Here is a 6,304-nt window from a genome sequence, read left to right as displayed (position 1 = left end):
GCACACTGGTTTGGCGCGTCACCACTGGGTGCCACCAACGCCAGCAACCCCGCCGCCGGAGCGGCGATCACGCCCAGGGCGACCATTCCCGCCCCGCGCAGCATCAGCGGCACCGCTTTCACCCCGGCATCCGGCTTGATGAACGGGCCCCGCACATACAGTGGCGAGCGCAACGAAATCAGGCGCCACCCCTTCGACTCCGGCGTGATGGTCAGGTCCAGTTGTTCCGTGGCCATGTTCGCGGTGCCATCGATATAGATGATTGCGTTCTCGGTATCGAAGACGAACAGCCGCGTGGTCGCCAACCCGGTCTTGATATCGAAGTCGGCCGCCGCGCAATTGATCTTCACTTCCTTGTCGCCAAAGATTTTGCCGACCACATAGTTACCGACGTTCAGCCCGGCCAATTCCATCAACTCGCGGCTGATCGCCCCGTCATTGATGAGCATTTTCAGATTGCCGTTGGCACTGCCCAACAGCTTGGCCACCGAGTTGCCGCGCCCCGAAATGTCGGCATCGCCATTGAGCTCGCCGAAACTGGTTTTCATCGGCTCGAACGTCGGGAACAGTTGCTTGAGTTTGAACTTGCGGGCCGTGAGTTTCGCTTGGCCTTCCAACGGTTCGGTCCGGCCATTCAAGCGAATCTGCGCCTCCAGGTTGCCCCCGGCCACGCCAAAACGCAGGGGCTCAAGTCGCAGCTCCCCGTCGGTCAGGACCAGGTGCGTATACAGGTCGTTGAACGGCAGTTTTTCGCTGTGGACGATGCGCTTGCCGGTGAATTCGACATCGGCGTCCATGTCACGCCAGCGCTCGGTCTTGAACTCTTCGACCGGCAGCACTTTGTCCGGCGGCTGTTTACTGTCGCCACCGCGCTCCTTTTGTTTGGCGTTGGAGTCGGCGCCAATCAACGGTGCAAGGTCGGCAAACAGCAATTGATTGGAGAGCAATGAACCGCTGAGTTTCGGCCGAGGCTGGCTGGCGACATAAGCCAGGCTGCCATGGATGTCGCTCTCACCGATCTTGCCGTTGAATTCTTCATAGCGGAACACTGCGCCGCTGGGCTCATGCAGCCTGGCGATCAAGTGCCCGTCGGTGGCGTAAGGCGGTGTATCCGGCAGCGTCACGCCGGTCAGCGGATACAAATTGCCCAGGCTGGTGCCAGCCAATTTCAGTCGCAGATCCAGCGCGCCGAGGTTCAGGGGATCGGTCAACGTGCCGGCCAACTCGACGCTGGTATCGGCAATTTTCACCTGGGCCTGCAGGGGAAACGGCTTGGCCGCATCCTGCAGGGCCAGCAACCCACCGATCTTGCCGGAGCCTTCGAGTTTCTGCGCGTGGTACTGGCCTTTGACCTTGAGCGCGAAGGCGTAGTCCTGTGGCGCGGCCCCCTTTTCCTGTGCGGTTTTCGCCGCTTTGTCACCGACGATGTCACTGAACGGAACGGGTTTGCCCAGCGGGTCGATCAGCACATCCAGTTGAGTCTTCAAGCTCTGATCGTCGAGGGTGACATGGCCTTTGTCGAAGCCGATCGCGCCGATGTCCACCCCCCAGTTCGAAGGTTCGGCGTTCGGGTCCTTGGGGTCGAATTTGAACGTCCAGTTGGCGCGACCATCGGCCAGGCGCTGCAGGTTGGCGTTCGGCTCGGTCAGGTCGATTCGCGGGATCACCACCCGCTGCGCCAGCAAGGCGAGCGGTGAAATACGTAGCTCTACGCGTTTGAGGGTGACCATCTGCGGCTGCTTCAACCAGTCCGGGTTGCCCAGGCTCAAGTCTTCGGCGACCACATGCGGCCACGGCACCCAGGCCCGCCAGCCAGCCTCGTCGAGCTCGCGCTGCCAGACCACCGCGAGGTTGCCATTGATGGCGAATGCTCGGTGCAGTTCTTCGGTGACTTTGTTGTTTATCGCGGGTTTGATCCGGTTCCAATCGAAGAACACGATGACCAGTACGAGTATCGCCAGCAGAACAACCAGGCTGGCAAAGATCCAGGCAACAATTTTAGGGGGGCGCGTCATTGCACAGGGCTCCTTGAAACGACTGAGCGTCCTGACCGCGACGCACGTGTGAAACGTTAGGCCAGAACCGGCCTGCCATGAAATCTAGGACTGGGAAAAGGTGCGCAGGTTTAACCGAAAAGCCAATTAACGTTCAAATAATCGGGCGCGATCAACCTGCGCGCTCTAAACGGCGTTACCCCACCCGCACTTTTGTGCGGCGCGAGTGAGTCGGAAATACCCACCTCGGTGCAAAAACACTCGCCGAAAACGCCCGGTTTAGAGGCTCTCAGCAGAACAATCAATTCTGTTGATTATTACCATTGCGGTTATGAACTTTCATATCGATTTATCGAGAGTAGCATTGCCCTCGTACCCACTTTATCGCCCCCCCAAGGAGCAACCCATCATGAAACGCCAATTACTGCTTAGCCTGACCCTCTCGATGCTAGCCAGCACCGCTTTCGCTTTGCCAGCCGCGGATCAGGCCACTCCGCAAGTCAAAGACAACCAATCGGTGTTCAGCCAAACCGTTGCCGCCGATGGTTCCAGCCGCACCCCACAAGGCCAGACACTTGCCGAAGGCGGTAACGATCGCCTGAAAGAAAAAGGCTTGATCACCCAAGATGGTTCGGACCGTACTCCACAAGGCCAAACCCTGGCTGAAGGTGGCTCCGACCGTACCCCACAAGGCCAGACCCTGGCTGAAGGCGGTTCCGACCGCACCCCACAAGGCCAAACCCTGGCTGAAGGCGGTGGTGACCGTGTGATCGAACGCAACAGCGCTGTGAGCTAAGCCCATGGCGGCCCTGAAAAAAAGCCCAATCCCCGGATTGGGCTTTTGACTTATAGAGAAGCCATGTTTCCCCGCTTGATCCCCCGATAGTCGTTCGACGCCAGCGAAGCCGATTTGCTAGAGTGCGCCGCTGTCTTGTCCAGAAAACACCCTTGCGATGCTGCCCCGCGCCGAACAGAAACAACAGACCCGCAACGCCCTGATGGACGCTGCACGCCACCTGATGGAATGCGGCCGAGGATTCGGCAGTCTCAGCCTGCGCGAAGTAGCGAGAACCGCCGGCATCGTGCCCACCGGTTTCTACCGGCATTTCGCCGATATGGACGAACTGGGGCTGGTGCTGGTGAGCGAAGTCGGTCAGACCTTCCGTGAAACCATTCGCCTGGTGCGCCATAACGAATTCGTCATGGGCGGCATTATTGATGCGTCGGTACGGATCTTTCTCGACGTGGTCAGCGCCAATCGCTCGCAATTCCTGTTTCTGGCCCGCGAGCAGTACGGCGGATCACTGCCGGTACGCCAGGCCATCGCACGTTTGCGCGAAGACATCAGCTCGGACCTGGCAGCCGACCTGTCCTTGATGCCCAAGCTGCAACACCTCGACATTGGCGGCCTGAGCGTCATGGCTGATCTGATCGTCAAAAGTGTGTTTGCGACCTTGCCCGAGATCATTGATCCGCCGGCCGAGGCGCTGCCTGAACATTTGACACCTCAAGCGAAAATCACTCAGCAACTGCGCTTTATCTTTATCGGTTTGAAGCATTGGCAAGGACTCGGCAGCACCGAATGACCGCCTGAATTGATCGCCTCAATGGCGATCTTTTTTTGTGCGCCGCAAATTGGTGCACCACACCCCTCCTCGCACCAACTTCAACCAACTTTGCACACCACCCCCTGCACTCCGACAGGTATTTCCTACGTATTGCCCGATTGGCAAGCCCCTTGCTCTAGCCTCAGCAATGTCCATTGCTGGAAGCCTTCCGATGCTGGTGATTCATCGCAGAATCGACCCTCAACCCGTCTGGGCCGCCGAATTGCACCTGACCTTCGAAGCCCGGAGCAAAAGCCGTTTGCGCTGTTTCAGTGCCGAAGGTGAAGACGTCGGGTTGTTTTTGGAGCGCGGACAGCCGCCCCTGTATGACGGCGAATGCCTGCAAGCCGAAGACGGGCGCATCGTGCGTGTCTGCGCCCGCCCCGAACAATTGCTGCACGTTACCTGCGCCAATGCCTTCGAGCTGACTCGCGCCGCCTATCACCTCGGCAATCGCCATGTCGCCCTGCAGGTCGGTGATGGCTGGCTGCGCCTGCTCGACGATTACGTGCTCAAAGCCATGCTCGAACAGCTGGATGCCAAGGTCGAAAGCCTCGAAGCACCTTTCCAGCCGGAACACGGCGCCTATGGCGGAGGCCACCACCACTCCCGGCACGGTGACGAAGATTTCAACTATCCGCCGAAACTGCACCAGTTCGGCGTCCGCTTATGAACCCGGCCTGGGCGCTGCTGCGCCTGGCCAGCCCGCAGCTGCCGATTGGCGGCTACAGCTATTCCCAGGGTCTGGAAATGGCGGTGGAAAACGGTCGCGTAAGCAATGCGGACGGCGCACGACGCTGGATCAGTGATCAATTGCTGCTCAACCTGGCACGGTTCGAGGCGCCGCTGCTGCTTGCCCATTGCACGGCGGCGGCCGAAGAGAACTGGCCCGAATTGCTCCGACGCTGTGAACAACACCGTGCCAGTCGGGAAACCCGCGAGCTGCATCAAGAGAGCCGACAGATGGGCTATTCCTTGCAGCAACTGCTCAACGGTTTACCGGAGCTGGACGCGCCGGCTCGCGCCTTCCTCGACCAACGCCCCGAACCGCATCTGGCCCTCGGTTGGGCGCTGGCGGCACGGGCCTGGGGAATCTGTCCCCAGGATGCGCTGGCCGCGTGGCTCTGGAGCTGGCTGGAAAACCAATTGGCCGTACTGATGAAAACCCTGCCGCTGGGCCAGCAAGCCGCCCAACGCCTGACCAGTGAATTGCTGCCGCTGCTGCAACAAGCCCAGCAGGACGCCACCCGAATCAACCCCGAACACTATGGCAGCGCCGCTTTTGGCCTGTCCCTGGCGTGCATGGCCCATGAGCGCCAGTACAGCCGTCTGTTCCGTTCCTAGGGCCTTTTAGCTTGGAGAATCACATGAACACACAACCTCTACGTGTCGGTATCGGCGGCCCGGTCGGTTCCGGCAAAACCGCCCTGACCCTGGCCCTGTGCCTGGCCCTGCGCGAGCGCTACAACCTGGCGGTCGTCACCAACGACATCTACACCCGCGAAGACGCCGATTTTCTGGTGCGCAACGAAGCCCTGGCACCCGAGCGAATCATCGGCGTGGAAACCGGCGGCTGCCCGCACACGGCGATCCGCGAAGACGCCTCGATCAACCTCGAAGCCGTGGATCAACTCAACCGCCGCTTTCCGGGGCTGGACCTGATTCTGGTGGAGTCCGGTGGCGACAACCTGTCGGCAACGTTCAGCCCGGAATTGTCCGACCTGACCATCTACGTGATCGACGTGTCGGCCGGCGACAAACTCCCGCGCAAGGGCGGGCCGGGGATCTGCAAATCCGATCTGCTGATAATCAACAAGGTCGACCTCGCGCCGCTGGTGGGTGCCTCGCTGGAGATGATGGACAGCGACACAAAACGCATGCGCAACGGCAAACCGTTTGTGTTCAGCAACCAGAAAACCGGACTGGGCCTTGAAGAGATCATCGCCTTTATCGAACGCCAGGGCCTGCTGACAGCCGCCTGATCACGACTTATCAACAAGGAAGCTTATCCATGACACTGAAACGCATTCTGGGCGCCATGGCCCTGCTGTTGACCCCGGCCATCGCCTTCGCCCATCCGGGTCATGGTGACAACGGCTTGATCGCCGGCATCAGCCACCCGATTGGCGGCCTCGACCACTTGCTGGCAATGGTTGCGGTCGGCTTGTGGGCCGCTCAGCAAAAAGGTGCGGCGCGCTGGGCGCTGCCCGGCACCTTCGTCGGTACTATGCTGATCGGCGGCCTGCTGGGCTTTGAAGGGCTGAACCTGCCGGCGCTGGAAGGCGCGATTGCCGCGTCGGTGCTGGCGCTGGGGCTGGCGGTGGCGTTGGCCGTTCGTCCGCCATTGAGYGTAGCGGTGGGGGCGACGGCGCTGTTTGCGCTATTCCACGGTGTGGCGCATGGGTTGGAGTTGCCGGACATGTCGAGCCCTTGGGCCTATGCGGCAGGTTTTGTGGCGGCAACGGCGGCGTTGCATGCGACCGGGTATGCGGTCGTTCGCTTGCTGCCGCAAGCGGCTGCGCCATTGGTTCGATTGGCGGGCGCGGCTTCGGCGGCGACTGGCGTGTGGTTGTTGGCGGGCTGATTTTTTTATCGCCGGTGAAGGCCTCATCGCGAGCAAGCTCGGCTCCTACAAGAGCACGCAATGCACAGTAGGAGCCGAGCATGCTCGCGATGAGGCCGTCACCGGCGATAAAAAAATCA

7 protein-coding genes are annotated in these 6,304 nt (G+C 60.5%); 6 read left to right on the top strand and 1 reads right to left on the bottom strand.

Annotation, left to right across the window (positions count from 1 at the left end; translation table 11 throughout):
- A partial coding sequence (locus AC1D2P_RS30020; RefSeq protein ID WP_477811744.1) for an AsmA family protein occupies positions 1-2,015 on the bottom strand: 2,015 nt, incomplete at its 3' end.
- A 388-nt stretch (positions 2,016-2,403) separates the two neighbouring features.
- Here AC1D2P_RS30020 and AC1D2P_RS30015 point away from each other — a divergent pair.
- From AC1D2P_RS30015 to AC1D2P_RS29990, 6 genes are all read left to right on the top strand, one after another.
- On the top strand, positions 2,404-2,790 hold the full coding sequence (locus AC1D2P_RS30015; protein WP_109785461.1) for a hypothetical protein: 387 nt from the start codon (positions 2,404-2,406) through the stop codon (positions 2,788-2,790).
- 157 nt (positions 2,791-2,947) lie between these two features.
- On the top strand, positions 2,948-3,580 hold the full coding sequence (locus AC1D2P_RS30010) for a TetR family transcriptional regulator (protein WP_109785460.1): 633 nt from the start codon (positions 2,948-2,950) through the stop codon (positions 3,578-3,580).
- A 193-nt stretch (positions 3,581-3,773) separates the two neighbouring features.
- On the top strand, positions 3,774-4,274 hold the full coding sequence (gene ureE, locus AC1D2P_RS30005) for an urease accessory protein UreE (protein WP_109785459.1): 501 nt from the start codon (positions 3,774-3,776) through the stop codon (positions 4,272-4,274).
- Positions 4,271-4,945 carry an urease accessory protein UreF gene (locus AC1D2P_RS30000; protein WP_046033053.1) on the top strand — a complete coding sequence of 225 codons (675 nt, stop codon included), beginning with the start codon at positions 4,271-4,273 and terminating at the stop codon, positions 4,943-4,945. Before ureE ends, AC1D2P_RS30000 begins: the two co-directional genes overlap by 4 nt.
- Positions 4,946-4,968: 23 nt before the next feature.
- On the top strand, positions 4,969-5,583 hold the full coding sequence (ureG, locus tag AC1D2P_RS29995) for an urease accessory protein UreG (RefSeq protein ID WP_109785458.1): 615 nt from the start codon (positions 4,969-4,971) through the stop codon (positions 5,581-5,583).
- Positions 5,584-5,612: 29 nt separating this feature from the next.
- Positions 5,613-6,185: a HupE/UreJ family protein gene (locus tag AC1D2P_RS29990; protein ID WP_109785457.1), complete on the top strand. Its 573-nt coding sequence runs from the start codon at positions 5,613-5,615 to the stop codon at positions 6,183-6,185.
- Positions 6,186-6,304 lie beyond the last annotated feature (119 nt).

Source organism: Pseudomonas sp. P1_F1_2 (assembly GCF_056405815.1).
This window is presented reverse-complemented; position numbering and strand designations above follow the sequence as displayed.